The sequence below is a fragment of the Mesorhizobium sp. LEGMi-168a genome (genome assembly GCF_058312955.1).
Genome location: NZ_JBZEGV010000012.1, coordinates 15335 through 40301, shown reverse-complemented (window position 1 = coordinate 40301; position 24967 = coordinate 15335). Strand labels below are relative to the sequence as shown.

The window sequence follows — 24967 nt, the reverse complement described above, 5'->3', positions numbered from 1 at the left end:
CAAGGGGGAGAGAACATGAGTACGCGGGGGATCTTTTTGTTGGCTGCCTGCACGATTTTTTTGAGCTCGTCTGCAATGAGCAACTCGAGCCTGAACATGCCAAACAAGTGGAATATTACATACCCTGGCAATACCGAAAAACAAAGCCGTCCGACAAGACAACTTCTTCAGACTGCTCAGCAGGACGTCTGCTGTCCTGGCGGTTATCCCTGGTATCGTAACTCCACAAATACGTGCTACGGCAGCTATGAAGACTGCCATGATACTGATGGCGGAGGCTGGTCCTGTAGACAGGTCAACGCCTGCTAGAGCAATTCCAGGAAAAGTGCGTAGCGGTTTTCCGTCCGGAATTGCGTAAAAACAAGTATTTAGAGTGGTTCAGCGATTCCGTGAAACGCTGAACCGCTCTAGGATCACGACCCATTAAATTGCTAGCGCTAACGCAGCGCCTTAACCAGCGCCGCCACCATCGTCTGCGGCCGATAGTTGAGCTTGGCGGGTGTCAAGCCCAGACGCACCACCACCAACTGCTCCGAAGGTACAATCGCCACCGTCTGGCCGTCATGGCCTTCCATCCAATAGGTGTCCTTGGGCAAGCCGGCAGCGGCGCCTGCGCCGGGGCTTTCCTCGTCGCCCGGACCCTCGATCCAGACCTGACCCTTGCCGTAGACCTTCGAGGCAGGCGCCGGCTGCCGCATCCAGTCGACGAAGCCGGCCGGCAGCACCTGGTTGCCGTTCCAGACCCCGCCTTGCAGCAGGAACTGGCCGAAGCGCGCCCAGTCATGCGCCGTGGCATAGAGATAGGACGAGCCGACGAACGTGCCCTGCTCGTCGGTTTCGAGCACGGCACTGTGCATGCCGAGCGGCCCGAACAGCGTCGCCCGCGGCCATGCCAACGCCTTTGCCTTGTCGCCGACCGCGTCCTGCCATAGCCGCGACAACATCACCGCCGTGCCGCTCGAATAGGAAAACACCTTGCCCACCTCGCCGGTGAGCGGCTTGGCCTCGCCGAAACCCGCCATGTCCGGCTCGAGATAGAGCATGCGCGTCACGTCGGCGACGTCGCCATAATCCTCGTTGAACTCCAGCCCGCTCGACATCGCCATCATGTCGGCAAGGCTGATGGCGGCCCGCCCGTCCGCCTTCCACGGCGCGAACAGGTTCTTGCTGGCGAGCGCCAGCTTGCCGTCCTTCACCAGCGTGCCGACGATCGCGGCATTCACAGTCTTGGTCATCGACCAGCCAAGCAGCGGCGTCTTGGCGGTAAAGCCGTCGCCATAGCGCTCCGCGACGATACGGCCGTTCTTCACCACAACGAGGGCGCGCATGCCGGTCCCGGCCATGGCGGCATCGTCGATGATCTTCGACATTTGCGGGCTTTGCGAGGCATCCACCCGTTCACCATCGGGCCAGAGCGCGTCCAGCTGCGCGGCTGCCGCCAGAGGCTCGACATGCACGGATGTCTGCCTCGCCTGACCGGTATCACCGTTCGGAACCGAGGCGCAGCCGAGCCCGTCGCGCTCGACCGCGACGCTTTTGCCCAGCACGCCGAACAGGCCCGCCGAAACAAGCCCCCTCTCCTTGTCGACGGATACCTTCATCAGGCGCAGCAGCGGGTGACCCGGCGCCTGCACGTCGACGGCGAGCACCTCGTTCGGGTCCCGGCCGGCGATGAACACGTTCGAGCAGACGATCTTGGCCGAATAGCCGGAGCCGACGCGGATCAACTCGGGCGGCGCAAAGTAGAGCCAAGCGAATAGCCCGACCACCGCCAGCACGACGAGGCCCAGCAGCCATTTGATGAACTTCACGACAGCCCGCATCTTTTTCCCGCCCCTTGGATTTCCCGGCTCGATTTATGTCATCGATTTGCCGCCATTGCTTCCGCAAAATCATGTCCGATGTCGAGCGCCGTCAACGGATTATCAACCATGTTCGGCGATCACGGAGGGATGTGATCCAAAAGTGCCAAGCTGCTTTGGGACAACGACATGCGTGAAGAACGGGCGGTCCTGTGGGGCGATCGTCCGGCGGGGGGCCGCGTAAGCGACCACCATCAGTGAAGGACCCATCAGCGGCCGGCTGATCCCGGCCCCGGGGAATGTCATGCGCCGTCTTGCGGCCATTGCGATGCTTACGCTGTTGGGCGCCTGCTCGACCGTCGACGATCTTTCGCCGCTGGCGCCGTCATCGCAGACGGTTGCGGTGCGCGCGCCCCGTTTCGAAGATTCCAAGCCGCATGAATGGGACAGCGGCGCGCCGTGGACCTACGCCATCCATGGCACAGACGTCTCCAAATACCAGACCTCGGTCGACTGGTCGGCGGCGAAGGCCAGCGGCATATCCTTCGCCTTCATCAAGGCAACGGAAGGCGGCGACCGGTTCGATGACTATTTCAGCGAGCACTGGGCCCGCACCAAAGCCGCCGGAATCCCGCGCGCGGCCTATCATTTCTTCTATTTCTGCACGCCGGCCGCCACCCAGGCGCGCTGGTTCATCGCCAATGTCCCGAGAGACGCGTCGGCAATGCCGCCGGTGCTCGACATGGAATGGAACCCGAAGTCGCCGACCTGCAGGCTGCGCCCCGATCCCGCGACGGTGCGCGCAGAGATGACCACCTTCCTCGAGATGGTCGAGCGCCACTACGGCAAGAAGCCGATCATCTACACTTCGCTCGACTTCTTCGACGACAATCAACTGGCGACCTTCCGCGGCTATCCCTACTGGCTGCGCTCGGTCGCCGGCCATCCGCGTCAGAAATACGGCAGCCATCCTTTCGCCTTCTGGCAGTATACCGGCACCGGCATCGTGCCCGGCATGACCGGCAAGTCCGACATCAACGTTTTCAACGGCTCAGAAGCCGCCTGGAACAAGTGGCTGCGGCAGAACACCCGTTGACATCGGCCCCCGTGCCTGCTTTTCGACACGGCGGGCGGCGATAGTTGCAACCGCTGGTGATGCGGAGCGGCGCACCCTACCCGGGTGCCGAACGGCGCTCTTGAACTTTGAAATCTAGGCATGATCCTGTCCAGACCCGGCCGGGTTTCACGGATCAATGCGGCGGTCTCGAAAGGGAAGCGATGCGATTGCGCGTTGAAATTTTGGCGGCGCTGATCCTCGGTGCTTTCGCCTGGCCGGCGGCGGCACAGGAATGCGGCGGCGATTTCGAAACCTGGAAACAGGGCGTCGCGGCCGAAGCCAAGGCGGCCGGCGTCGGCGCCGTTGGGCTGGACGCGCTGGAAGCCGCCACCATCGACGAGAAGGTGCTGGCGCGCGACCGCGCTCAAGGGGTGTTCACCCAGACCTTCACCCAATTCTCGAACCGCATGATCTCGGGCTATCGCCTCAAGCAGGGCGCGGCCAACCTCCAGAAATATGCCGATGTCTTCGCGCGCGCCGACAAGGAATTCGGCGTGCAGCCGGCGGTCATCACCGCATTCTGGGGACTGGAAACCGATTTCGGCGCCGTGCAGGGCGATTTCCATACGCTGGACGCGCTGATCACGCTCTCGCATGACTGCCGCCGCCCTCAGCTCTTCCGGCCGCAACTCGTGCCGCTGCTGACCTTGATCGATCGCGGCGTGCTGCCGGCCGACGTCAAGGGCGCCTGGGCCGGCGAGATCGGCCAGACGCAGATCCTGCCGACCGACTACCTCGCCCGCGGTGTCGACGGCGACGGTGACGGCACGGTCGATCTCAGGAACAGCGTGCCGGACGTGATCATGACCACGGCCGACAAGATCCTGTCGCGTGGCTGGAAGCGCGACCAGCCCTGGGTCGAGGAAGTGCGCGTTCCGGACGACATGCCTTGGGACCAGACAGGCCGCACGAACAAGCTGCCGATCTCGCAATGGGCCCAGTGGGGCGTGACCAATCCGAACGGCACGCCGCTCGTCGACAACGGCCTGAAGGCCGGGCTCGCCTTGCCCATGGGCCGCAAGGGTCCTGCCTTTCTGACCTACGACAATTTCGACGTCTATCTGGAGTGGAACCAGTCCTTCACTTATGCGCTCACCGCCGCGGTGCTTGCGACGCGGTTTGCCGGCGCGCCGCAATTCGACCCGCGCACGCCTGAGCAAGGTCTCAGCGGCGATCAGATGAAGGCGCTGCAGACCAAGCTCGAAGCCAAAGGCTACGATGTGGGAACAGTCGACGGCATCCTGGGCACAAACACCCGCGAGGCGATCCGCAAGGAACAGATGCGGCTTGGCCTTCCGGTGGACGGCTGGCCGACGCTGGAGCTTTTGGCGAAGCTGTAGCGAGTGAGTAGTGAGTAGCGAGTAGTAAGTGAGTGCAAACTATTCACTATTCACTATTCACTATTCACTACTTACTATTTCCTACTCACTATTTCCTAATCCGCCATCGTCTCCAAACTCGCGAACCCTTCCGGCGCTTCACCCTCGTCGAACGGCGTCGCCAGTTCGACGAACGTATCGGGAAAGAAGCCGTTGAAGCGCGTCCTCAGTGACAGCGAATAGGCGCCGATATGGCCGATCTCGATCCAGTCTCCGGTGTCAACCGTTTCCGGCAGCCAGAACGGCCGTGAGAGGATGTCGACGGAATCGCAGGTCGCGCCGCAGACCTTGAACGGCACGATGTTCTTTTCTGCGCCGTTGCGCGTGCGGATCGCGGGATCCGGGATGAAGCGCGCCGGCAGCGTGATCTTGCCGGTCCATGAATCCGAAAGCGACGCCCAGATACCGTCATTGATGTAGAGCCGTTTGCCCTTGCGCAAGAGCACGCGCACGATCAGCGACAGGCAGCGCGCCACGATCACGCGGCCGGGTTCCGCCACCAGCGGCATCTGGTCGAACTGATACTCCTTCAGATCGCCCGCCAACCGCGACATGAGCTGGCCGAGCGACGGCATCTCGATGTGCTTGCGATTGGGGTCATGGCCGTACTCGGCCGGAAAACCGCCACCGACATCGAGCCCGGCAATGTCGAAGGTCAGCCGGTTGCGCACCCAGTCGGCCGACGCCAGCGCCCGCTCATAGGTGTCTGGATCCTCGATCTGGCTGCCGACATGGAAGCAGAGGCCGACCTTGTAGCCGGTGCGGTTGAGCCGCTCCGCAAGCTCGACCGCATTGGCAGGGCCGGCGCCGAACTTCTTCGACAGCTCATAGGCCGCGAGGCCTTTGGTCTGGATGCGCACGAACACCGTGACCGCGCCAGGGTCGATATCGAGCGCCCGCACCACGCGCGTCAACTTGGTGATCTCGTCCTCATGGTCGAGCGAAATGACCCGGATGCCGTATTTCTCCAGCGCCAGCTTGATGTCCGACTGCGCTTTGACCGGGTGCATGTAAAGCATTTCGGCGTCCGGCGAGACGGCGCGCACGGCGGCGAACTCGCCCGGCGAGGCGACGTCGAAAGCGCCGACGCCGGCCTCCACCAGCGTCTTCAGCACGATCTGCTCGCCATTGGTCTTGACCGCATAGGCGGTCTTGCCGGGAAACATGCCCATGAACTGCAAGGCATCGGCCTTCAGCACCTGCGGGCGGAAGCAGTAGACCGGATCGTCCGGGCGAAGCGCCAGCGCCGCCTCGCGGGCATTTTCGAATCGCTGCATGGACGAATCCTTGATCTGGGCGCGCACAATTAATCCTAGCTAGCCGCCAAAGAAAACAGTTGTGTGTCTCGCTTTCCCGCTCGGCCAGCTGCACCTTTTTCCGCGAACGCTAAACCATCGGTCAGGTTTCGGGTGGCCTTTGCCGCCAGACCGGATATCGGTTGGAGCTGTTTGGCGGCTGAGATTGCGACCGGCCTGGGAGGGTTGACGACATGACGATGACGGCTGGCGCCGCGGCGATGCGCGGACCGATGGCGCTCAAGGACTGGGCGCAACTGTTGCTGCTCGGCGCGATCTGGGGTGGCTCGTTCTTCTTTGCCCGCATTGCGGTGTCCGAGATCCATCCGCTGGCGCTGGTGCTGTTTCGCGTCGCCATCGCGGCGGCCGCGCTTCAGCTCTATCTGGCGATCCGTGGTCCGTCCTTCCGCCTCGCCTTTCCTTATGCCGGCCTGTTCTTCCTGCTGGCCCTCACCAACAACGTCGTCCCCTTTTCGCTGATCTTCGCCGGCCAGACCGAGCTCGGCGCCGGTGTCGCTTCTGTGCTCAACGCCACGACGCCGTTCTGGACGCTGGTCCTCGCCAATGCGCTCACCACGGACGAGAAGCTGTCGTGGAACAAACTGGCCGGCATCGCGCTCGGCGTCGCCGGAACGGCTGTCATGATCGGTCCGGGCCTGCTCGCGGGGCTTGGCGGCCCGGTCTGGGCGAAGTTCGCGCTGATCGGCGCTTCGCTCTCCTATGCGGTCGCCCTGATGATCGCGCGGCGCTTCAAGGGCGTGCCCTCGCCGGTCATCGCCACCGGGCAACTAACCGCCTCGACCATCATCATGATCCCCGTCGTGCTCATTGCCTATGGCCCGGCCGGGCTGTTTTCGGCCTCGCCGCCGGTCTGGGCGGCAGTGCTGGGACTGGCGCTGCTGTCCACGGCCTTTGCCTACATTCTCTACTTCAACCTCGTCGCCTCGGCCGGCGCCACCAATGCCTCGCTGGTCACATTGATCGTGCCGGTCAGCGCCGTGCTGCTCGGATTCCTGTTCCTCGGCGAACGGTTGGCGGTCTTTGAAATCGGCGGCATGGCGCTGATCGGACTCGGGCTGGTCACCATCGACGGGCGCCTGTTCGGCCGATGGTAGCGGTGTCATGCCACACCGCCGCCACAATTTATTCACAACTCTTGGATCGGTTTTTGCCGAAGAGTTTCAACGGCTAACGGCAAATCGGAAGTCGCAAATTCCACAATCACGTCGCAATGCAGCATATTTTCCGCTTGCCTGTGACCCAAATGACTCTAGATTCCGGCCATAGCTCTGAAGAGGAGGCTATGGCATGGGACTGACGAGGCCAATCAACGCTTTGATGATTTGTGCCGCATTCGCATTCATCGGTGCCCTTATCATAGGTGTTCTTCCCTGACCCGCCAAAGCCGGGAAGATCAATACCGAGAGTAGTCCAAACAATTCGAAAAGGCCGGGTTCTACCCGGCCTTTTCCATTTCAGTCTTTGTTTTATGCATGCCGTATTCCAAAAACCGCCGCACACTTTTGGGCCGACATTGCATTAGGCCGCGGCTGAGCCGGCCGCCGCCGCCGCCTCATGCGAGCGGATGCCGATCATATGGCAGACGGCAAAGACCAGATCGGCGCGGTTCATCGTATAGAAGTGGAAATCGCCGACGCCGCGCTCGACCAGATCATGGACCTGCTCCGCCGCCATCGCAGACGCCACCAGCGCGTGCGTTTGCGGATCGTTCTCCAGCCCCTCGAAGCGCTCGGCCAGCCAAGCCGGCACCAGCGCGCCGCAGCGGGACGAGAAATTGGCGACCTGGGTGAAATTGTGCACCGGCAGGATGCCCGGCACGATCGGGATATAGATGCCGGCGCGGCGCGCCCGCTCGACATAGCGCTCGTAGAGATCGTTGTCGAAGAAGAACTGGGTGATCGCCCGCGTCGCGCCATTGTCGACCTTGCGCTTGAGCATGTCGATGTCGGTGGCGAAGTCAGGGCTTTCCGGATGCTTTTCCGGATAGGCCGATACCGAGATGTCGAAATCGCCGACGCTCTTCAGCGCCCCGACCAGTTCGGCGCCGTTGGCATAGCCATCGGGATGCGGACGGTAAGCGGTGCCCACGCCTGCGGCCGGATCGCCGCGCAAGGCGACGAAACGGGTGACGCCCATACCGACAAATTCCTGGATGACGGCGTCGACCTGATGGCGGGCCGCGTCGACGCAAGTCATGTGCGCCGCCGGCGTCAGCGTGGTCTCGTTCAAGATGCGCCTGACCGTGCGCGCGGTGCGCTCGCGCGTCGAGCCGCCGGCGCCGTAGGTCACCGACACGAATCTCGGCTTGAGCGGCTCCAGCCGGGTGACGGTGTCCCAGAGCCTTGCCTCCATCTCGTCCGTCTTCGGCGGGAAGAACTCGAACGAAACCCGGACCTTGTCGCCAATATCGGGGCGGCGGGAAAAGCGGAACTGGTTCATCAGGCTGTTTCCCCCATTGGATATGCTTTGGCTGGTAGCGAGTCATTGGACGGGTCGGCGATCAGCAGGCGGCGATCGCGGCCGAGCCAGAGCTTGACGGTGAGTTTTGCCTCTGCCTGGCCGCGCGGCTCGAATTCCTGGCTGTCCTCGAGATCGAGCCCTGCCTCCTCGAACCAGTCGGCGATCTGCCGGTCGGAGAAGCCAAGCCGCATATGGGCGTGCTGATCGCGCAGGAACTCCAGATTATGGGGCGCGAAGTCGACGATGACCAGTCTGCCCGCTGGACGCAGCAGCCGCGCCGCCTCGCCGATGGCGCGGGCCGGATCGTCGAGATAGTGCAGCACCTGGTGGATGGTGACGAGATCGAAGGCGTTGCGCTCGACCGGCGGCGAAAAAATGTCGCCCTGGCGCACCTGCGCATTGGCGACCCCCGCCCTGTCGAGATTGGCGCGCGCCACCGTCAGCATCTCGCGCGACATGTCGATGCCGACGCCGCGCCGGTAGAGCGGTGCAAAAATCTCCAGCAGCCTGCCGGTGCCGGTGCCGAGGTCGAGCATCGACTGGAACGGCCGTTTGCCGACGAGCTTGAGCAGTGCCGCTTCCACCGCGCGATCGGGCACATGCAGCGAGCGGATGCGGTCCCAGCTTGCGGCGTTCTCGGAAAAATATTCAGCGGCCCGGTCCTGCCGCTTGCGCTTGACCGCCGCCAGCCGCTCCAGATCGCGCACCACCTGCGGATCGGCCTCGCGCACGCCGGAGACCAGGCGCTGCACGAAATCGCGCGAGCTGTCCGTATCCGACAGCCTGAAGAACGCCCACGATCCTTCCTGGTAACGGCCGATCAGCCCGGCATCGAGCAGGAGCTTCAGATGCCGCGACACGCGCGGCTGCGACTGGCCGAGGATCTCAGTGAGGTCGGAGACCGTGAGATCGCCGCGCGACAGCAGCACGAGGATACGCAGGCGGCTGGATTCGGCCGCCGCCTTCAATGTATCTACCATCGTGTCGAGCGTGACATGCATGAGTGGTTCTCGCTGAAAGATATAAAGATATGTTTATGTCGAATTTGAAACCCTGGCAAGCGCTATGTCGTTTCCGGACAAGAAAATGGCGCAGCCATGATCGGCATGCGCTCCGCCGCTCTTCCGCGGACTGATGGGGACAAAGCCGATGTTCGAGACGCGCGAGGGTGAGAAGCTTCTGGAGACCGACCCGGCTGATCTGCCGCCGGACGGCCATGTCGTCTTCATCGGCCATATCGTCTCGCCCTGGGCGAGTCGCGAGGATTGTCCCAGGAACATGCGCACCGCGCGTGAGACCGGACGGACGGCAACAGTTCTTGTCGACGAGCCTTACCGCCCGGGACTGCAAAATCTCGACCGCGCCAGCCACCTCGTCGTCCTCTCCTGGCTCGATCGTGCGCCGCGGGATCTGATTGTGCAGAAACCACGCCATGCGGCTGAACCGAAAGGCGTTTTCTCGCTGCGCTCCCCTGCCCGCCCGAACCCCGTAGGGCTGCATGTCGCGAAGCTCGTCGCGCTCGATATCGCGGCTGGCCGGATCGAGATCGACGCCATCGACGTGCTCGACGGCACACCGGTCATCGACATCAAGCCCTATTACGCTTCGACCGATGCGTTCCCTGAAGCAACCATTGCGGGGCGCGACGAGAAATGAGCGCGCCCACCGGCCGCCGCCGCGCCATTGCCAAGGCGCTGACCGCGCTCCTGCCGCTCGCCCCCTATGCCGACATGGAAAAGATCCGCGCCGACGCCGGTTCAGTGCACATGAAGACCTTGCCGCCGACGATCGCGGTGTGGCTGGCAACCATCGCCCATGTCCGCCACGCCCATACCGACTACGAGAGATTGCTTGCCGAAGGCTATGACCGGGACTCGGCGCGCTTCTTCGTCATCGAAAAGACCAATGAGGTGCTCACCCGCTGGCGCGCCACGCGCTTGCTGGAGGAAGACGACGAGGACGAATAGAGCTGACGGAAACCCGTTGCGGTCGCATAGCCACCTCGCAGGACAAGCAGCGCCGGTGGGCTGGCTCTACTTCGTTCGAAGCCGAAGGCTAGCCTGCCGTCGCAGAACAACGGGGAGGAGTGAAAATGAGCCAAGCCGCCGCCAAGCCCGCCGGGCCGTTCCCCATTCTTTCAGATCGTTATCTCGACCCGCACACCTATCCAGACGGCGTGGCTTACCTGGACGGACAATATCTGCCGATGTCGCAGGCCAAGGTCTCGGTGCTGGACTGGGGTTTCCTGCACTCGGACGCCACTTACGACACGGTCCATGTCTGGGACGGCCGGTTTTTCCGTCTCGATCTGCACATCGAGCGTTTCTTCAGCGGGCTGGAAAAGCTTCGCATGACGATCCCGTTCGATCGCGACGGCGTTGCCGAAATCCTTCACAACTGCGTCGCGTTGTCCGGCCATCGCGCCGCCTACGTCGAGATGCTGTGCACGCGCGGCGTCTCGCCGACCTTCAGCCGCGATCCGCGTCAGGCGATCAACCGGTTCATGGCTTTTGCCGTCCCTTTCGGCTCGGTCGCCAATGCCGAGCAGTTGCGTCGCGGCTTGCATGTCGCGATCAGCGACAAGGTCCGCATCCCGCCTGCCTCGATCGATCCCACGATCAAGAACTACCATTGGCTCGATCTGGTGCGCGGTCTCTACGACGCCTACGACCGCGACGCTGACACCGCGCTGATCCTCGACTTCAACGGCAACGTCGCCGAGGGTCCCGGCTTCAACGTGTTCCGCGTCAAGGATAGCAAGCTGTCGACGCCCGCCGCCGGCGTGCTGCCCGGCATCACACGCCGCACCGTGTTCGACCTGTGCGCCGAGATGGGACTCTCCGCAACAGCGGCGGACGTCAGCGTGGCCGCGCTCAAGACGGCGGACGAAGTCTTCATCACCTCGACCGCCGGCGGCGTGATGCCGGTCACTGTGATCGACGGCGCCCCAGTGGCCGATGGCAAGGTCGGCGCGGCTACCGAGCGCCTGATGCGCCTCTACTGGCAAAAGCACGAAGACCCGGCCTGGTCGAGCGCGGTGCGCTATCCCTGACCCGCGCACCAAATAATTCCGGCGGCGCCTCTGGAAAAACGCCGAAAGCGCCGTACATAGATCAAGCGGAGCGCCCTCCGCTTATCTCCCGGAATTCATCGCCAGCAGAGCAGTTCCAGGAAGGAACTGTGCAAAAACAAAGGTTTGGAGCGGTTTTGCGATTCTTGAAACGCTGAACCGTTCTAAGAGCAAGGATCACAGATCATGACTGATAAAGTTTGGTTCATCACCGGATCGTCGAAGGGCTTTGGCCGCGTCTGGGCCGAGGCGGCGCTTGCCCGCGGCGATCGTGTCGCAGCGACCGCTCGCGACGCAAGCACCCTCGCCGATCTCGTCGCGAAATACGGCGAGAAGGTCGCCGCTATCGCCCTCGACGTCACCGACAAGAAAGCGGTCGAAGCTGCCATTGCCGAAACGCATAAGCGCTTTGGCCGGCTCGACGTCGTCATCAACAATGCGGGCTACGGCCATTTCGGCGCCATCGAGGAAGTCAGCGAGCAGGAAGCTCGCGACCAGATCGAGACCAACGTGTTCGGCGCGCTCTGGGTCACGCAGGCGGCCTTGCCCATCATGCGGGCGCAGCGCTCCGGCCACATCATCCAGATATCGTCGATCGGCGGCGTCAACGCCTTTGCCTCGCTCGGCCTCTACCATGCCTCGAAATGGGCGCTGGAGGCGTTCAGCCAGTCGCTGAGCCTGGAGGTCGCTGAATTCGGCATCCACGTCACGCTTGTCGAGCCAGGCGGTTTCTCCACCGATTGGGCCGGTCCTTCGGCCAAGGTCTCAAAAGCGATCGAAGCCTACGCGCCCACCCGCGCCGCCATGGCCGAGCGTCGCAGCCGCGCCGTGCCCGGCGATCCCGAGGCGACCGGCCCGGCGATGCTCGCCATCATCGATGCGGCCGAGCCGCCGCTCAGGGTTTTCTTCGGCGACGGCGGCCTGCCGATGATCAGGCAGGAATACGCCAACCGCATCGCCACCTGGGAAAAGTGGGACGATGTCTCCGTAATGGCGCAAGGCGCGAACAAGAACCGCAAGGCAGCTTAGGCTTTCCAAGATCCAGTTACGCCGCCATGGCGGCGTAACTTCCTGCCTCGCCCACTCAGCCCGGGAAGGCCGCAAGAGCGGTTTGGGCCAAAGCGCGCAACTCTTCGACCGAAGCGCCGTCCCGCGCCTGGATCGACATGCCATTCATGACGCCGGCCAGGTATTTGGCGAAGCCCTCGACAGGCAGTCCGTGCGGCAGGTCGCCCACTGCCAGGCCCTGCGCTAACCGGCGGGCAATCGCCGCTTCACTCGCCTTGCGATAGGTCTTAAGCTCATCCGCGACGGCTTGCGCCTGCGGCGAGGCCGCAAGCGCACCGCTGACGAAAAGGCATCCGCCGGGCTTGCCGGGCCTGGAATAGGCCTCAGCCGCGCCCATCAGCAACCGCCGGACCGCCTCCCTCGTCGGCACCGGCGCGTTCAACGCCTCCAGCGCAAAGCCGATCTCCGTTTCGTGGTATCGGGCGAGCGCCCGACGGAACAATGTCTCCTTGTCGGTGAAGGCGTTGTAGATCTGCGGCGGCGTCAAGCCCATGGCCTCGCGCAGCATGGCAAGCGAGGTCGCCTCATAGCCATGCTCCCAGAACAGATGCATCGCTGCGTCGAGCGCAGCGTCAGGGTCGAACGCTCGCGGCCTGCCGCCGCGCGGCTTCTCCAAATTTTCCATAGTGATCGATACGAAACCTATTGACTTGCCTCTTACGGGTAACGTAACAATCAATACGTAACCTGACAAGCACAAGGCCGTCAGCCATTCGCAGCAAGGAAGGGAGAACCAATATGCCGATCACCGTGACCGCGCCCGAAGGCGTGCTGACTGCAGCCGGAGAGCGCGAAATCCTGCCTCGCCTGAGCGCCGCGCTCATCGAGGCTTCCGGAGCCACCGGAAATTCATTCTTCACCGCAATTGTCGGAGGAACGGTCCATATCCTGCCGCTTCAGCGCATCTATGCGGGCGGCGCCAACCGGCCTGTCGTCATGGTGGAGTTGAAACTGCCCAATATCGGCCTGGCCTCCATCGAGGCGCGACAGACCTTCATCACGGCCGCCGCCAGGATCGTCGCCGAACTCTGCGTGCCGGACCACAAGCCTGAAGACACCTGGATCAACATCGTCAATGCGCCCGACGGCGGTTGGGGCATCGGCGGCCGGCAATATTCGGGCGATGCGCTAGTAGCGGCAGCGATGGCCGCCGCGCAATAATCGGGCCGACAGGAGCCCTCGGGGATGCAGCCTTCGCAGTTCTCAAGCGCGAGGAGGATCCAGTTGCGGCGCGGCTTGGCCGGGATCATGCGTCGTGGCAATCACGACGTTCTTACTGGCCTTTGCCGCGCTGCATCGCTTTGATGGCGCCGCCAAGATGAGGATCGACTATGCAACCCGGACCCGCAATCGCGGCATTGTGGCTGATCTGGCTGGTGTCCTGGGCTCTTGCCGCCTTTTGGGCCGACCCCGTGCAAAAGCGCGCAGGCTTCCGAGCGGAAGCCCAGTATCGGGCACTGTGGCTTGCCGGCACCATCCTGCTGTTCGTGCCGGCGCATGGCTATGTCGGCCGGCTTCGGCTCTGGATGCCGACGCTGACGGAAGCCTGGATCTGCGTTGCCCTTATCGCCGTCGGCATCGCTTTCGCCTGGTGGGCGCGCCTGCATCTCGGCAAGCTGTGGTCGGGCACCATCACCGCCAAGGCCGATCACCGGGTGGTCGACACCGGGCCTTATCGGCTGGTCCGCCACCCGATCTACACCGGTCTGCTTTTGTCGATCCTCGCCACCATGGCGGCGAAAGGCACGGTCTGGGGCATCGCCGGCGCGGCGCTCCTGCTTGTCGGCATCGTCGTCAAGGCGCGGCTGGAAGAGAGCTTCCTGCGCGGCGAGCTGGGCCCGGCCTATGACGACTACGCCAGGCGCGTGCCGATGCTGGTGCCGTTCGCGCCGGCCTGACGCGTCAGGATGTGTGAAATTCAAAGCATGCGCAGCAGCGCGCCACCGATCGAATAGCCGGCGCCGAAGGCGCAGAGCAGGCCGAAATCGCCCGCTTTCATGTCGGCATGGTTTTCCGACAGCGCCACGATGGCGCCGGCGCCGGCCGTGTTGCCGAGCCGCTCAAGCACCATCGGCGCGCGGTCATGGCCGACGTCGTGGCCGAAGGCCAGCTTCAGGATCATCGCGTTCATGCGCGCATTGGCCTGATGCAGCCAGAAGCGGCGGATGCCTTGCGGCGTCAGCCCATGCTCGGCCAGGAACTCGACGATGAATTTGTGGCCTGCGACGGTGACTTCCTTGAACACCTTGTTGCCGACCTGCTTGATCAGGTTACCCTCGAGCTTGATCTGGTAAGGATCGTCCTGGGCGGTCCGGGTGTGGTAGCCGAGATTAGTGCGGATGTTGTTCGACAATTGCGTCCAGGTGCGCGTGTCGAGCACCTCGAAGCGTCCCGGCCGCTTCTCGCCCTGGTTGAGCCCTTCGACGACCATCGCGACCGAAGCATCGCCGAAGATGAAATGCGTCTGCCGGTCGCGGAAATTGAGATGGCCGGTGATGATTTCGGGCGTCGACACCAGGATGCGCTTATGCGCCCCGGCCCTGACCAGATTGACCGCGATATGCAGTGCTGCCGCGGCGGAAGAGCAGCCCAGCCCCATGTCGAAGCCGGCGCCCTTGGTGCCCAGCGCCTCCTGCATCTCGATGGCGATCGCCGGATAGGGACGCTGATGGTGCGAGGCCGAGCAAATCACCAGGTCGATGTCCGACGCTGCCACGCCGGCATGGGCAATCGCCTTTCTTGCCGAGGCAATGCCGAACTCCGCCTGGAGCGACAGCGCGTCATCCGGCCGCGCCGGAATGCGCGGCGCCATGCGGGTCGGATCGAGGATGCCCTCGCGCTCGATCACATGGCGGGTCTGCACGCCAGAGGCATGCACGATGAAATCGCTGTCCGATTTCTGCAGCGGCGTCTCGCCGGTGACGGCGCGACGCGCATTCTCGGTGTCGACCCAACGGTTGAAGCTTTCGACCAGCTCTTCATTGGTAATGACAGGCTCGGGGATTTCGGCGCCGATGCCGCTGATGATGACGCGATGCATGTCCAATCCGTCTAGAGCAATTCCAGGAAAAGTGGGAACCGGTTTTCCGTCCGGAATTGCGTTGAAACAAATGGCACGGGCGTTGCGGGCTCTGATGTGGGCGCGGACACGGCCCGCCGCAACCCTTGTCGTATTCGGCCGGTTTATGCCAGCTTAAATCTCTGGCGTGCGCGGCTATCGCGATAAGTTGACTGGAAGGCTGTCAGGCCCGCTTGGCGATGATGAAGATGCGCGGGAAGCGCAGCAGCACCTTGCCATTCGCCGTCTTCGGATAGGCCTTTGCTATCTTGGCGGTATAGCTTTCGAGGAAAGTCTTCTTCTCATCGGCATCGAGCGGATCGAGGAACGGCTTCAGCCCTGTCGCCTTGACCCATTCGACGATCGCTTCGGCATCCGCCAGAGGGTGATTGTAGATCGTGTGCCAGATATCCACGCGGTCGGCGAGCGGCGACAGGAGATCGTAGTAGAACGAAACCGGCGGCAGGGGCGCGCGCGTCGCGCTCTTGAGCTTCGCCGAGAACGGCATCTCGGCCGCCGTGTCGCGCATAAGCTGATGCGAAGGCTCGGCGAGATTGTCGGGCATCTGAATGGCCAAGGCGCCGCCGGGCGCGAGCAGCCCCATCAGCCGCTGGAACACCGCCGGATGCTCCGGCAGCCACTGGAAGACGGCGTTGGCGAAGATCACGTCGACCGGGTTCTCCGGCTGCCATTTGGCGGCATCGGCGAGCGCGAAGGTGACGTTGGCCAGCCGCGCCCTCGCCTTCTCGATCATGTCGGGCGAGGTGTCGAAGCCGCTGACCTCGGCATCCGGCCAGCGCTCGACCAGCAGCTCCGTCGAATTGCCCGGACCGCAGCCGATATCGACGACGCGGCGCGGAAAGTCGACAGGAACCTGTGTCGCCAGGTCCCGCGCGGGCCGCGTGCGCTCGTCCTCGAACTTCAAATATTGGGCGGCGGACCAGTCGGGTTTCATTTCGGCGGGTGTATCAATCATCGATAAACTTCGCGACGGTTTCCAACTTCCACGACCAGGATAACCAGCCGGCTGTCCCGGAATTGAGCGATGATCCTGTAGCGCCGACGCGAAAACGCCAAGCCTCGGCCCTAGTCGCCGCAAGCCGCTTGGCCAGGGCCCTTGGGTTGGGATGCGGTGATACTCTCTGATTCAGGAACTCTAGGATGCGGCGTTGGTCTTTGGTCGACAGCCGTTCGATGTCCTTCACGGCTCCTGGCGTGAACTCGACACGCCAGTTCATTCAGCAGCAGGCTTCTTGCGACGCTCCTCGGCTTCACGATGCTCAAGCTTCCTCACCACGTCGTCCAGCGGAATGCGAACGCCGTCGTCATTCTTCAGGCGTTCATCCGCGATCTTCGCATCCTGCCAATCCTCGATCGCCTCGAGGATGGCTTCTGTTACGACCTGATCAGTCGAACGACCGCTGTCCTTGGCCATAGCGGCCAGCAGCTTCTCGACTCTGTCAGGCAATTCGACCGTGATCATATCGGAAGCTCCATCCAATCAATCTAGGTCAAACATCGGATGCCCGCAACGGATCGGGATGCCTTACCTTGTCAGCCGCTTGTGCGTCATGCGGTGCGGGGTCGCCGCTTCCGCGCCCAGGCGGCGAAGCTTGTCCTTCTCATATTCCTCGAAATTGCCTTCGAACCATTCGACATGCGCGTCGCCTTCGAAGGCGAGCATGTGGGTCGCCATGCGGTCGAGGAACATGCGGTCGTGGCTGATGATCACCGCGCAGCCGGCATAGGCTTCGAGCGCGTCTTCCAGCGCGCCCAGCGTTTCGGTGTCGAGGTCGTTGGTCGGTTCGTCGAGCAGCAGCACATTGCCGCCGCCCTTCAGCATCTTGGCCAGATGCACGCGGTTGCGCTGGCCGCCCGAAAGATTGCCGACCTTCTGCTGCTGGTCGCCGCCACGGAAGTTGAAGGACGAGCAGTAGGCGCGGCTGTTGACCTCGTGCTTGCCGAGCTTGATGACCTCGGCGCCGCCTGAGATCTCTTCCCACACCGTCTTGTTCGGGTCCAGCGCGTCGCGGCTTTGATCAACATAGCCGAGCCTTACGGTCTCGCCCTTGCGGATCGAGCCGGCATCCGGGGTTTCCTGGCCAGTGATCATCTTGAAAAGCGTCGTCTTGCCGGCGCCGTTCGGGCCGATGACGCCGACGATGCCGCCTGGCGGCAGCTTGAAGGAAAGGTCTTCGATCAGCAGTTCGTCGGCGAAGCCCTTGTTGAGGCCTTCGACCTCGATGACGACGTTGCCGAGGCGCTCGCTCGACGGGATGACGATCTGCGTGTCGGTCGGTTTGCGGCTCTGCGACTGCTCGACCAGTTCCTCATAGGCCTTGATACGCGCCTTGGACTTGGTCTGGCGCGCCTTCGGCGAAGACTGGATCCACTCGCGCTCGCGCCAGATCGCCTTCTGGCGGGCGTCGTCCTCGCGGCCTTCCTGGATCAGGCGCTTGGCCTTGGCATCGAGATATTTAGTGTAGTTGCCCTCATAGGGGATGCCGCGGCCGCGGTCGAGCTCGAGGATCCAGCCGGTGACGTTGTCGAGGAAGTAGCGGTCGTGGGTGATGATCAGCACCGAGCCGGGATAGTCGCGCAGATGCTTTTCCAGCCATTGCGTGGTCTCGGCGTCGAGATGGTTGGTCGGCTCGTCGAGCAGCAACAGGTCGGGCTGCTCCAGCAACAGCCGGCAGAGCGCCACGCGGCGACGCTCGCCGCCCGACAGGTTGGTCACCTCGGAATCGGCCGGCGGGCACTGCAGCGCGTCCATCGCCATCTCGACCTGCTGCTCGAGGTCCCACAGGTTGAGGCGATCCATCTCATCCTGCAGCTTGGCGGACTCGTCCGCCGTCTCGTCGGAATAGTTCATCATCAACTCGTTGTAGCGCTCGATGATGGCCGTCTTCCTGGCGACGCCGTCCATGACGTTTTCGCGCACGGTCTTGTTGGGGTCGAGCTGCGGCTCCTGCGCGAGGTAGCCCACGGTCGCGCCCTCGGCCAGCCACGCCTCGCCCTGATACTCCTTGTCGAGCCCGGCCATGATGCGCAGGATGGTCGACTTACCCGAACCGTTGGGGCCGAGGATGCCGATCTTGGCGTCCGGATAGAAGGACAGGTGGACGTTATCGAGCACCTTCTTGGTGCCATAGGCCTTCGACAGGCCGGACATGTGATAGATGAATTGGCGAGCCACGCGCGCTTTCCCTGAAACTGAACTGTCGAGTTGGATGGGGGTTGCGCGCTATGTAGGCGATGAAGCGCCGAACGGCAATCGCTTTCGGCACATCACGATCTTTCGCCAAGCCGCGGGACTGCCGGTTCGGCGGCTAAACCCGCGCAGCCCCTACTGGAACCCGATCGCGTCGACCGTGCCCTTCGGGCAGCCGGCCTTGCCCGTCGGCGCCGACGCCATCAGCAGGTCGGCGAGCTTGCTGTCGGAACCGATCGGACCGGAAAGGCCGAGCGTCAGCTCGCCGATCAACCGCCTGCCGCTTGACGGATCGACCAGGCAGGAGACGCGCACGCGGTCGCCGGCGCCAGCACCGAAGGCTTTGTCGAAAGCATCGCGGATCTGGTTCGATGTCAGCTGCTTGCCGATGTTCTTGGTGAAGAGATCGCGCACCGGCGAAGCGTTAACGGCGCGTATCAGATTGAGCGCGTCGGAGAAATACTCCTGCTGGCTCTTGCCGTAGCAGGTGCCGTGCTTGATCCATTCGTGGCGTTCGAGCTTGGAGGCGGTGCCCGGCATCACCTGGTCGAGCTCGGCGCGCGTATTGGCGTCGAGGTCGACCGCTGGCAGATCCCCCCAATGCGCGGGATTGTCGTTGGCCTTGTCGCCCGCCGACACCTGGCAATAGAAATTGCCGTTCGGCTGCGGCCACAGCCCGTGCAAGGTGAAGTGCGAAGCGTCGAACTCGTTGGGATTCTGCGCCTTGCATTCGGGCTTGTTGGCCTTGGTCTCGCAGAAGGCGGGCTGCCAGCTCAGCGCAAAGACATATTCAGGCTTGCCGGAAGCCGGCTGCGACGGTCTGGCCTGGTCGGCGGGCGCCTGCGTGGTCGACGCGCTGCCGCCGGTGACATGACCGCAGTTGATCTTCACCCAGCGTCGTTCCGGATCGGCGCCCGGGACCTGGATGAGATAGTGGGTGGGCTCGTCCTTGTTGCCGGCCAGAAGCTGATAGCTTTGTCCTGCTTCGGTGGAGACGTTGCCGGGGTTCTTGCCGCTCTTGATGGCTTGCGTCGCCGGACACGCGCTGTCGGCCACGAACGTGCCGCTCATCTTCACATCGGCATTCGCCGTGCCGACGCCAACCAGAGCCAGAACAACCGAACCCCATAGTGCCCAAACCCGCATTCCCGCTCTCCCGGCAATCATTGAACCGTATTGGATTCGTCACACTAGAACAGGCGACGTGTCAGAATTGCGATCTTTTTCGTCAGGCGAAAATAATCCCCAGATGAAGGCTTTTGGCCTGGACGTTTGTCAGCTCTCAGCCTGCTCCGCCCGCAGCGCCAACACCCGCAACAGCGTCAGCGCAGCCTTGAGCTCCTGAGGGTCGAGGCCCTCGGAGACAGAGTTCGCCCATGCGTGTTGACGGGTGGCGATGTGGCGGACTGCCGTCCAGCCAGCTTCGGTCACCGACAAAAGCTTGGCGCGGCGATGCGCCGGATTGTCGGCATAGGCGGCAAGCCCCTCCTCGGCCAGTATGTCGGCGAGGCGCTGCACGCTCTGCCGGGCAAGACCCATGTCGCGTCCGATCTCCGCAACGGATTTCGGCTCTCCAAGAACGGCTCCCAGCACCTGCCAGCGCGCCGCGGTCAGTCCCGCCGGAGCGGCCAGCCGATCGGCCGCTTCGAGGAAGCGGCCGTTCAGCCTGAACACCGCGAGCACAATCTCTGTAAGCGTGTCTGCGGCTTCGGTCCTGGTCGTCATTCGTGGCCGGTCCCGATGGTCGCGATGAATGTGTTGATGGCTTCCGCCACCACCTCGGGCTTGTCAAGCATGACCCAATGGCCGGTGCCCGCCACGACTTGATGCGGAATGCCGGCTCGCAGGTGATAAAGCGCAGACGGATTGTTGTTGGGCTCGGTCGCCAGCACCAGCATCGGCCCGTGATAGGCATCGAGCGCGGGCTCCGGGTTCCATTCGGCCAATGCCTTGCCGACACCCGCCACCGCCGCCGGGTCGACGACCGACGCGTCGGCAAGCACCCGCTGGCGGACGGCAGGATTGGACCCGGCGATGGACGTGTAATACGCCTTCAACACGTCGGATGCATTGGGGCCGGCAAGATCACGGATGAACCCTTCGCGGATATCCTTCGGCAAAGCACGCGGATCGGTCGCCGGATCAACCAGCAGGATGCCGGCGACATGGTTCGCATGGCTGGCGGCGTAGGCGAGCGCCGTCCCCGCCGCGCCGCTATGGGCAACAACGAGAAACCTTTTCAGGCTGAACGCATCGGCGACCGCTTCGACGTCGGCCGCACGCCCGCCATAGCCATAGTCGCCATCCGCGGCCGGCGCCGAGGCGCCGTGACCGCGAAAGTCGAAGGCAACCGCCTGCCGGCCATCGGCCGTGGCTTGCATCACCTGCTGCCACGCCGATGCACGGCTGCAATCGCCGTGCAGGAACAGGATCGGCAAGCCGTTGCCTCCGCCCAGCCTGTAGATCGCAAGCCGGCCCTGCGGGCCATCGATGGTCGACGTCTTCATAGCTTTCCCCCGGGCTCCAAATTGACAGCATACTGTCATATAACTGATTGACAGCATGCTGTCAACTCTGCGCTCTCTTGACGCCGCCGAAACCCTCGCCCATCAGTCGCGAAGGGAGCGAGACATGCCATTCGACAGAAAGACCGGGCTGGCCTCACCGACCGGGGCCGACCTCAACCTTTATGTGAAAGAAGCGGAGACGACTCCGCGCGCCGTGATCCAGATCAATCACGGCCTCGCAGAGCATGCGGCGCGCTATGCCCGCTTTGCCGATTTCCTCGCCCCGCGCGGCTTCCATGTCTACGCCCATGACCATCGCGGCCACGGCGCCACAAAGGCGCCCGACGCGCCGCTCGGCAGGTTCGCGGATGTCGACGGCATCGCCAAGGTGATTGCCGATGTCGGTGCCGTCCACGACTTGATCGCTGCCGCGCATCCGGGCCTGCCGGTCATCGTCTTCGGCCATTCGCTGGGCGCCTCGATCGCGCTGAACTTCGTGCTCCGCCATTCCGCGCGCGTCCATGCCGCCGCGATCTGGAACGGCAATTTTTCGCAAGGCCTGCTCGGCCAGCTGGCGCTGGGCATTCTCGGTTGGGAACGGATGCGGCTGGGCTCCGACGTGCCGTCGCGCCTGCTGCCAAGGCTCACCTTCCAGGCCTGGGGCAAGGCTGTGCCCAACCACAGGACTTTGTTCGATTGGCTGTCGCGCGATCCGGTCGAGGTCGACAAATACATCGCCGACCCGCTCTGCGGCTGGGACGCTTCCGTCTCGATGTGGCGCGACGTGGTCGGCATGGCGCTTTACGCCGGCAAGGATTCCAGCTTCGCCGGCATGCGCCGCGACCTCTGCGTCAACCTGGCCGGCGGCGAGAAGGATCCGGCCTCCGACTTTGGCAAGGCGGTCAGCCACCTCGCCCGGCGCATGGATCGAATGGGCTTTTCGAATCTGGTTTCAAAGGTTTACGCCGAGACCCGCCATGAAAGCCTCAACGAGATCAATCGCGACACTGTCATGAACGATTTCGCCGTCTGGGCAGATCATATGCTGAAGTCTTCGCGGCAATTGGCCTAGCGTATGGGCCGTGACAGCGACAGTCACTATTGGTAGAGGCTGCGCTTTCGACCCATCACGGTGATCCATGGCCGAACCCCCGCTGAAAGGCATCCGCGTTATCGAACTCGCCCGCATCCTGGCGGGCCCTTGGGCCGGGCAATTGCTCGCCGATCTCGGTGCCGACGTCATCAAGGTCGAAAGCCCGGATGGCGGCGACGACACCCGCAAATGGGGCCCGCCCTTCGTCATGAGCCATGACGGCGAGAACCTGTCGGCCGCCTACTATCATTCCTGCAATCGCGGTAAGCGCTCGATCGCCATCGATTTCTCCAAGCCCGAGGGCGCCGACACGCTGCGCCGCCTCGTCGCCACGGCCGACGTGCTGATCGAGAACTTCAAGCTCGGCGGCCTGAAGAAATACGGCCTCGACTATGAGAGCCTGAAGAAGATCAATCCGCGTCTCGTCTATTGCTCGATCACCGGCTTCGGCCAGGACGGCCCCTACGCACCGCGCGCCGGCTACGATTTCATCATCCAGGCGATGGCCGGCATGATGTCGATCACCGGCGAGGCAGGCCGCGAGCCGCAAAAGGCCGGCGTCGCCATCTCCGACCTTTTCACCGGTCTCTATTCGGTGATCGCCATCCAGGCCGCGCTCCGCCATGCCGAAAAGACCGGCGAAGGCCAGCACATCGACATGGCGCTTTACGACAGCCAGATCTCGGCACTGGGCAACCAGAACCTCAACTACCTGGTCTCCGGCAAGTCGCCGGTGCAGATGGGCAACGCCCATATGAACATCGCGCCTTACGAGGTGCTGCCGGTGAAGGACGGTCACATCATCCTGGCCGTCGGCAATGACGGCCAGTTCGGCAAGTTCTGTGCGGTGGTCGGTCTCACCGACCTGCCCGCCAATCCGGATTTCGCCACCAATCCGGCGCGCGTCGCCAACCGCGCGAAGCTGCGCGCACTGATCATCGAGACGCTGAGCACGTGGGATCGCGATTCGCTTTTGGCGAAGCTCGAGGCGGCCGGCGTGCCGGCGAGCCCGATCAACACGATCGGCCAGATGTTCGCCGACCCGCAGACGATCGCGCGCGGCATGCGGCTCGACCTCGACGACGGCCATGGCAATCGCCTGCCTTCGGTGCGAGCGCCGATGGTGATGTCCGGCACGCCGCTGGTTTATGAGCGCCCCTCGCCGCGTCTTGGCGAGCACACGCAGGAAATCCTTGCCGAACTGGAGAGGTCAACAAAATGAAGACCGGCGGACAACTGATCGTCGAAGCGCTCGAAGCCAACGGCACCGACCGCATCTTCTGCGTGCCCGGCGAATCCTATCTGGCGGTGCTCGACGCGCTGCATGACTCGTCGATCCGCGCCATCGTCTGCCGTCAGGAAGGCGGCGCGGCGATGATGGCCGACTGCCAGGGGCGGCTGACCGGCAAGCCCGGCATCTGCTTCGTCACCCGCGGCCCCGGCGCCACCAACGCCTCGGCCGGCATCCACATCGCCATGCAGGATTCGGTGCCGCTGATCCTGTTCATCGGCCAGGTCGCCAGCCACGCCAAGGAGCGCGAGGCGTTCCAGGAGGTCGACTACAAGCGCTTCTTCGGCGACATCGCCAAATGGGTGGTCGAGATCGACGACGCCTCGCGCATTCCGGAATTCGTCACCCGCGCCTTCGCGGTGGCGACCTCCGGCCGGCCCGGCCCCGTCGTCGTCTCGCTACCGGAAGACATGCTGACCAGCGAGGTCGAGGCGCCGGCAGCGCTTCCATACACGCAGGTCGAGACTCGCCCCGGCGAAGCCGAGCTCGACGCGCTGGAAATGCTGTTGAGCAATGCGAAGCGCCCGTTCGTCATTCTTGGCGGCACGCGCTGGGACGCGGATGCAGTTGCCAAGATGCAGACGATCGCCGAGACGTGGTCGCTCCCTGTCGGCTGCTCCTTCCGCCGCCAGATGCTGTTCGATCATCTTCATCCTAACTATGCCGGCGATGTCGGCATCGGCATCAACCCGAAGCTGGCGGCGCAGATCAAGGCGGCCGATGTCGTATTGCTGATCGGCGGCCGCATGGGCGAGATGCCGTCCTCCGACTACACGCTGCTGAAGAGCCCCTACCCCGACCAGGCGCTGGTGCATGTCCATGCCGATGCCGGCGAGCTCGGCCGCGTCTACCGCCCGACGCTGGCGATCAACGCCTCGCCCTCGGCTTTCATCGAGGCCTTCGCCAAGCGCAGGCCGGCCGCCACGCCTTCGTGGGCGGAGGAGACGGCAAAAGCACATGCCGCTTACCTCGAATGGTCGACGCCGCCACAGACCGGACCCGGCGCCGTCCAGATGGGACCGATCATGAACTATCTGGAAAAGGCGCTGCCGGAGGACGCCATCCTCACCAATGGCGCCGGCAACTATGCCACCTGGGTGCATCGCTTCCATCGCTTCCGCCGCTTCGCCACGCAGGCGGCGCCCACCTCCGGCTCGATGGGCTACGGCACGCCGGCGGCGGTTGCCGCCAAGGCGCTATTTCCGGACCGCACCGTGGTTGCCTTTGCCGGTGATGGCTGTTTCCTAATGAACGGACAGGAATTCGCCACCGCTGTTCAGTATGACCTGCCGATCATCGTCGTCGTGGTCAACAACGGCATCTACGGCACGATCCGCATGCATCAGGAGCGGGAGTATCCGAGCCGCGTCGTCGCCACCGATCTGAAAAACCCGGACTTCGCGGCCCTCGCCCGCGCCTATGGCGCGCACGGTGAGACGGTCGAGAAGACTGCGGATTTCGCGCCTGCCTTCGAGCGCGCCCGCGCCAGCGGCAAGCCGGCGATCGTCGAGATCAGGCTCGATCCCGAAGCGATCACGCCGACCCGCACGCTGACCCAGATCCGCGACAAGTCGTGAGCAACGAGGCGGGCGCCC

At 63.6% G+C, this 24967-nt stretch carries 25 protein-coding genes; 12 read left to right on the top strand and 13 right to left on the bottom strand.

Features of this window, described 5'->3' with window-relative positions; all coding sequences use genetic code 11:
• Positions 1 to 437: 437 nt before the first annotated feature.
• Positions 438 to 1823 (bottom strand): serine hydrolase domain-containing protein, encoded by a 1386-nt coding sequence (locus AC4FWB_RS17275; RefSeq protein WP_491027473.1) that lies wholly within the window; start codon positions 1821 to 1823, stop codon positions 438 to 440.
• 283 nt (positions 1824 to 2106) lie between these two features.
• Here AC4FWB_RS17275 and AC4FWB_RS17270 point away from each other — a divergent pair, with 283 nt between their 5' ends.
• Positions 2107 to 2898: a glycoside hydrolase family 25 protein gene (locus AC4FWB_RS17270; protein WP_491027471.1), complete on the top strand. Its 792-nt coding sequence runs from the start codon at positions 2107 to 2109 to the stop codon at positions 2896 to 2898.
• A gap of 182 nt (positions 2899 to 3080) precedes the next feature.
• On the top strand, positions 3081 to 4259 hold the full coding sequence (locus AC4FWB_RS17265; protein WP_491027470.1) for a lytic murein transglycosylase: 1179 nt from the start codon (positions 3081 to 3083) through the stop codon (positions 4257 to 4259).
• Positions 4260 to 4354: 95 nt separating this feature from the next.
• Here the strand turns inward: AC4FWB_RS17265 and AC4FWB_RS17260 are convergent, their stop codons facing one another.
• On the bottom strand, positions 4355 to 5575 hold the full coding sequence (locus AC4FWB_RS17260) for an alanine racemase (protein WP_491027468.1): 1221 nt from the start codon (positions 5573 to 5575) through the stop codon (positions 4355 to 4357).
• A 212-nt stretch (positions 5576 to 5787) separates the two neighbouring features.
• On the opposite strand from AC4FWB_RS17260, the gene AC4FWB_RS17255 reads away from it, so the two are divergent.
• The gene (locus AC4FWB_RS17255; RefSeq protein ID WP_491027467.1) at positions 5788 to 6708 is read left to right on the top strand and encodes a DMT family transporter; all 921 of its coding nucleotides are present in this window, start codon (positions 5788 to 5790) and stop codon (positions 6706 to 6708) included.
• A 424-nt stretch (positions 6709 to 7132) separates the two neighbouring features.
• Here the strand turns inward: AC4FWB_RS17255 and metF are convergent, their stop codons facing one another.
• Together metF and AC4FWB_RS17245 are read right to left on the bottom strand one after the other, a co-directional pair.
• Positions 7133 to 8053: a methylenetetrahydrofolate reductase [NAD(P)H] gene (metF, locus tag AC4FWB_RS17250; protein ID WP_491027466.1), complete on the bottom strand. Its 921-nt coding sequence runs from the start codon at positions 8051 to 8053 to the stop codon at positions 7133 to 7135.
• Entirely contained in the window at positions 8053 to 9075 is a 1023-nt protein-coding gene (locus AC4FWB_RS17245; protein WP_491027465.1) for an ArsR/SmtB family transcription factor, read from the bottom strand. Before AC4FWB_RS17245 ends, metF begins: the two co-directional genes overlap by 1 nt.
• A gap of 148 nt (positions 9076 to 9223) precedes the next feature.
• Between AC4FWB_RS17245 and tsaA the strand changes: the two genes are divergently transcribed.
• From tsaA to AC4FWB_RS17225, 4 genes are all read left to right on the top strand, one after another.
• Positions 9224 to 9730, top strand: coding sequence for a tRNA (N6-threonylcarbamoyladenosine(37)-N6)-methyltransferase TrmO (gene tsaA / locus AC4FWB_RS17240; protein WP_491027463.1), 507 nt, complete (start codon positions 9224 to 9226; stop codon positions 9728 to 9730).
• Positions 9727 to 10041 (top strand): DUF2293 domain-containing protein, encoded by a 315-nt coding sequence (locus AC4FWB_RS17235; RefSeq protein WP_491027462.1) that lies wholly within the window; start codon positions 9727 to 9729, stop codon positions 10039 to 10041. The genes tsaA and AC4FWB_RS17235 overlap by 4 nt, the downstream gene beginning before the upstream one ends.
• Positions 10042 to 10166: 125 nt before the next feature.
• Positions 10167 to 11126 carry a D-amino acid aminotransferase gene (locus AC4FWB_RS17230; protein WP_491027461.1) on the top strand — a complete coding sequence of 320 codons (960 nt, stop codon included), beginning with the start codon at positions 10167 to 10169 and terminating at the stop codon, positions 11124 to 11126.
• A 204-nt stretch (positions 11127 to 11330) separates the two neighbouring features.
• On the top strand, positions 11331 to 12173 hold the full coding sequence (locus AC4FWB_RS17225) for an SDR family oxidoreductase (RefSeq protein WP_491027460.1): 843 nt from the start codon (positions 11331 to 11333) through the stop codon (positions 12171 to 12173).
• A gap of 55 nt (positions 12174 to 12228) precedes the next feature.
• On the opposite strand, the gene AC4FWB_RS17220 is transcribed toward AC4FWB_RS17225, so the two are convergent.
• A complete protein-coding gene (locus AC4FWB_RS17220; protein WP_491027459.1) occupies positions 12229 to 12837 on the bottom strand; it encodes a TetR/AcrR family transcriptional regulator in 609 nt (202 codons plus the stop codon).
• A gap of 113 nt (positions 12838 to 12950) precedes the next feature.
• Here AC4FWB_RS17220 and AC4FWB_RS17215 point away from each other — a divergent pair, with 113 nt between their 5' ends.
• Both AC4FWB_RS17215 and AC4FWB_RS17210 read left to right on the top strand, forming a co-directional pair.
• A complete protein-coding gene (locus AC4FWB_RS17215) occupies positions 12951 to 13373 on the top strand; it encodes a tautomerase family protein (RefSeq protein ID WP_491027457.1) in 423 nt (140 codons plus the stop codon).
• Positions 13374 to 13543: 170 nt separating this feature from the next.
• Positions 13544 to 14110 carry a methyltransferase family protein gene (locus tag AC4FWB_RS17210; protein ID WP_491027456.1) on the top strand — a complete coding sequence of 189 codons (567 nt, stop codon included), beginning with the start codon at positions 13544 to 13546 and terminating at the stop codon, positions 14108 to 14110.
• A 20-nt stretch (positions 14111 to 14130) separates the two neighbouring features.
• Here the strand turns inward: AC4FWB_RS17210 and AC4FWB_RS17205 are convergent, their stop codons facing one another.
• The 8 genes from AC4FWB_RS17205 to AC4FWB_RS17170 all read right to left on the bottom strand — a co-directional run bounded on the left by AC4FWB_RS17205 (position 14131) and on the right by AC4FWB_RS17170 (position 20988).
• Positions 14131 to 15252, bottom strand: a complete 1122-nt coding sequence (locus AC4FWB_RS17205) for a beta-ketoacyl-ACP synthase III (RefSeq protein WP_491027455.1) — start codon at positions 15250 to 15252, stop codon at positions 14131 to 14133.
• Between the two features lie 202 nt (positions 15253 to 15454).
• Entirely contained in the window at positions 15455 to 16246 is a 792-nt protein-coding gene (gene tam / locus AC4FWB_RS17200) for a trans-aconitate 2-methyltransferase (protein ID WP_491027454.1), read from the bottom strand.
• A complete protein-coding gene (locus AC4FWB_RS17195; protein ID WP_491027453.1) occupies positions 16239 to 16508 on the bottom strand; it encodes a type II toxin-antitoxin system RelE family toxin in 270 nt (89 codons plus the stop codon). Before AC4FWB_RS17195 ends, tam begins: the two co-directional genes overlap by 8 nt.
• Complete coding sequence (locus AC4FWB_RS17190; RefSeq protein WP_491027452.1) at positions 16505 to 16753, bottom strand: DUF6290 family protein; 249 nt, start codon at positions 16751 to 16753, stop codon at positions 16505 to 16507. Before AC4FWB_RS17190 ends, AC4FWB_RS17195 begins: the two co-directional genes overlap by 4 nt.
• Before the next feature lie 63 nt (positions 16754 to 16816).
• A complete protein-coding gene (gene ettA, locus AC4FWB_RS17185) occupies positions 16817 to 18466 on the bottom strand; it encodes an energy-dependent translational throttle protein EttA (RefSeq protein ID WP_491027451.1) in 1650 nt (549 codons plus the stop codon).
• A gap of 150 nt (positions 18467 to 18616) precedes the next feature.
• A complete protein-coding gene (locus tag AC4FWB_RS17180; RefSeq protein ID WP_491027450.1) occupies positions 18617 to 19627 on the bottom strand; it encodes a ribonuclease T2 family protein in 1011 nt (336 codons plus the stop codon).
• A gap of 129 nt (positions 19628 to 19756) precedes the next feature.
• Positions 19757 to 20206, bottom strand: coding sequence for a MarR family winged helix-turn-helix transcriptional regulator (locus AC4FWB_RS17175; RefSeq protein ID WP_491027448.1), 450 nt, complete (start codon positions 20204 to 20206; stop codon positions 19757 to 19759).
• A complete protein-coding gene (locus AC4FWB_RS17170; RefSeq protein ID WP_491027447.1) occupies positions 20203 to 20988 on the bottom strand; it encodes an alpha/beta fold hydrolase in 786 nt (261 codons plus the stop codon). Before AC4FWB_RS17170 ends, AC4FWB_RS17175 begins: the two co-directional genes overlap by 4 nt.
• A gap of 124 nt (positions 20989 to 21112) precedes the next feature.
• Between AC4FWB_RS17170 and AC4FWB_RS17165 the strand changes: the two genes are divergently transcribed.
• The 3 genes from AC4FWB_RS17165 to AC4FWB_RS17155 all read left to right on the top strand — a co-directional run bounded on the left by AC4FWB_RS17165 (position 21113) and on the right by AC4FWB_RS17155 (position 24949).
• Entirely contained in the window at positions 21113 to 22060 is a 948-nt protein-coding gene (locus AC4FWB_RS17165; protein ID WP_491027446.1) for an alpha/beta fold hydrolase, read from the top strand.
• Between the two features lie 67 nt (positions 22061 to 22127).
• Complete coding sequence (locus tag AC4FWB_RS17160; RefSeq protein WP_491027445.1) at positions 22128 to 23303, top strand: CaiB/BaiF CoA transferase family protein; 1176 nt, start codon at positions 22128 to 22130, stop codon at positions 23301 to 23303.
• Complete coding sequence (locus AC4FWB_RS17155) at positions 23300 to 24949, top strand: thiamine pyrophosphate-binding protein (protein WP_491027444.1); 1650 nt, start codon at positions 23300 to 23302, stop codon at positions 24947 to 24949. Before AC4FWB_RS17160 ends, AC4FWB_RS17155 begins: the two co-directional genes overlap by 4 nt.
• The last annotated feature ends 18 nt before the right edge of the window (positions 24950 to 24967 follow it).